Source organism: Rickettsia endosymbiont of Culicoides newsteadi (assembly GCF_002259525.1).
Taxonomy (GTDB): domain Bacteria; phylum Pseudomonadota; class Alphaproteobacteria; order Rickettsiales; family Rickettsiaceae; genus Tisiphia.
Genome location: NZ_MWZE01000133.1, coordinates 1 through 2,585 on the forward strand (window position 1 = coordinate 1; position 2,585 = coordinate 2,585).

The following is a 2,585-nucleotide window of genomic DNA, read 5'->3' on the forward strand; positions in this document are numbered from 1 at the left end:
TACCATTTCTTCTTACTATTGCAACTTCTTTATTCTACTCTGATAACTTAACATAAAATTTTGTCAACAGAACCTAGGATTAGTTTACCAAACATATATTCCTCAAATTTAATCATCAAATGAGCCATAGCTTCGTGCCAATTTTGGATAGGCATAGTCCATTTTTTGGTCATATGAGTCAATCATATTGAGTATATTATCGGTACTAAACACCACCTGTATCTCTTGATTTTTTACTAAGTCAGTAACTTCAATTAGTTGGGCTCCTATAAGTTTAGCTTGAATACGCTTATTACTAAGCTGAGGATCATTCTTTGTTACAGCGATTATCGATGGGCAAATATTTTGTACTAATTGATTATAGTCATCAAAACCTTTAAGTAGAGGTAACATAATTACTTTATCAACAAAGCTTAAACTACTTAAGATCTCGGCACGCTGCAATTGACTATGGATGGCTCTACGTTTTTTATAATTCGTAATAGTTTCATCTGGTTCCAAAGCTATAATTAAATGTTTTCCTTGAGCTTTGGCTTTACGTAAAAATTGTATATGACCATAATGCAATAAATCAAAACATCCCCCGACTAAAACTAGTTGCTCTTTTTCTAAATATTTACACAATGATGTATTATTATAACAGATTATTTTTGAGTAATTATCTTCTACCATATTCCAATTCTCCAAATCATAATATATATATGAGATATGAGATTAGAGTACAATAAATATCTCTATTTTTCGATTTTTTGTTTGACATTAAAAAGCTATTACACTTTACTGATAGTGTTTGGCAAAATTATAACGTACCTTTAATAATGATAGGATGTATTTATGATAGATGATGATGGTAATGATTCTGGCTACGATAGTGACGAAGGTGTTGATGTTAAAGGCAAAAAAAGTGCCGTCGCAACAAAAGTGGCTAATATTATCGAAACTTTTCGGAAGAACTTAATATCTAACGAAGGTTTTCTTATGGATGCATTTGCAACTGCAGCAAGAGCTAATGGAGGGATTATTGACATTAACCAGTCTGATTTTTCTACAGCATGTAAAAGTTTTTTAACAAAAGAGAAAGCAGAGAAAGATTATGGTGGAAAAAATGCACGAGATGTTAAGAGCTTACCAGAAACTATAAAAGCCATAAATACAAAAATTGAAAAAATGGTTAAAGAAGGTATTGATTCGGAATATTTTGCTGATTTTAAGAAGGAAATGAAAAATTACCAGGAAGAAGTAGCAGGGCGATTATCAACTAATGAGGGAATTAGGAAGCTTCTAAATAGACGTTTCATTGATCAGCTGTTTATAGATGCAAGGATTATGGACAAGGATGAAAATGGAAAACCTACTTTTCTACATGCCGACAAGGGACAAGCATTTTTTTCCAGGATTACACCTTATATCCATGATATTCCGCCTGAACTAGAGAAAGCTATGTTGTCTATGTTATCACACCAAAAATTTCCAGAACTAGTCAAGTTGATTAATGAAGAAACTCTTAAATTTTTTACAGTAGGCGGTGTTGAAGGCAACTGGGGTATACTAGATGACAAGAAAATTACAACAGAAAATATCCGGCAATTCGCTAATTCTATTAACAGCATTCTTAAAGATATGGATGGCAAGGCATTTGAATTAGAAGTAAAACAAGTAGTACAAGAAGTTGTTAATAAAATTAAAGCAGGAAATGATATTCCAGACAAGCAGAAAGAAAAAATTACTAAACAATTATTTCAGGAATTGATCAAACTTGATCCTGATGATCTACGAAGAAACAAAAGAGACATAATACCGAAGCTTGCAGAAAATATTGAAAAGCATAAAACTTTTGGTTCGAATCTTTTCAAAGATTGGAGTATTTCTACTGAATCACTACACAATGTTCTCAATCATCTAACTGAGAAATATGGTAAAAAAAGTGAGCAGTCAGTGAAGCCTGAATCGATTGTTCTTCCAGAAGAAAAACCGAACAAGAAAATCAACACGGAAATAAGCTCGCCGATAATTTCTAAGGCAATTGATGCGATTTTAAAAGAAAAAAATGCCAAAATAAAATCTGAACAGCGGGTAGAAATTGAAAGTAAGCTATCAGAAGTTTTGTCTGCTCTTGATCCTGAATATCTAAAAAAGAATACAGATATTTTAGCAAAAAATCTTACAGACAAGCTTGTGAAGAAGGGTAATACTAGTTTGTGGAATAAGAACTTTACTGTTGACAATAGCCAACTAGAAAAAATTTCTGCAGCAGTAAAAAGCGTTGAAGAAAAGAAAAGCGATAAATTTGTTGAAAACAAAATTAACGAAGCCATTTGGTCTCATGCAATGTCTGACAGTGTTCTAGAAGCAAAATTATCCAAATTTCTAGATGAGAATAAAAAGGATGGAATAAAAGAAGATGTTGCTCTTAAGAAGATTACAACCCAAGGGTTAGTAGAACTATAATGGTCTCCATATTTTGGACACAAAAATAGAAGAAATGAGATAGAATTCTTTAGCAAAAAAGGAGAGCTAGAGATGAAAAAACAAGTAAGGCAATATAGTGCTGAGGAGAAATCAAAAATTGTCATAGAGACAATCAA

Annotated in this window: 2 protein-coding genes; one reads left to right on the top strand and one right to left on the bottom strand. The window is 32.1% G+C overall.

Annotated elements, in window-relative coordinates:
* Nucleotides 1-108: 108 nt before the first annotated feature.
* Complete coding sequence (locus tag RiCNE_RS08520; RefSeq protein ID WP_094649790.1) at nt 109-672, bottom strand: adenylyltransferase/cytidyltransferase family protein; 564 nt, start codon at nt 670-672, stop codon at nt 109-111.
* A gap of 162 nt (nt 673-834) precedes the next feature.
* On the opposite strand from RiCNE_RS08520, the gene RiCNE_RS06720 reads away from it, so the two are divergent.
* A complete protein-coding gene (locus tag RiCNE_RS06720; RefSeq protein ID WP_094649791.1) occupies nt 835-2,448 on the top strand; it encodes a hypothetical protein in 1,614 nt (537 codons plus the stop codon).
* Nucleotides 2,449-2,585: the final 137 nt, after the last annotated feature.

What these genes read in the sequence shown, in the direction of transcription:
- RiCNE_RS08520 (WP_094649790.1), bottom strand. Translation starts at nt 672, where the DNA reads ATGGTAGAAGATAATTACTCAAAAATAATCTGTTATAATAATACATCA.
- RiCNE_RS06720 (WP_094649791.1), top strand. Translation starts at nt 835, where the DNA reads ATGATAGATGATGATGGTAATGATTCTGGCTACGATAGTGACGAAGGT.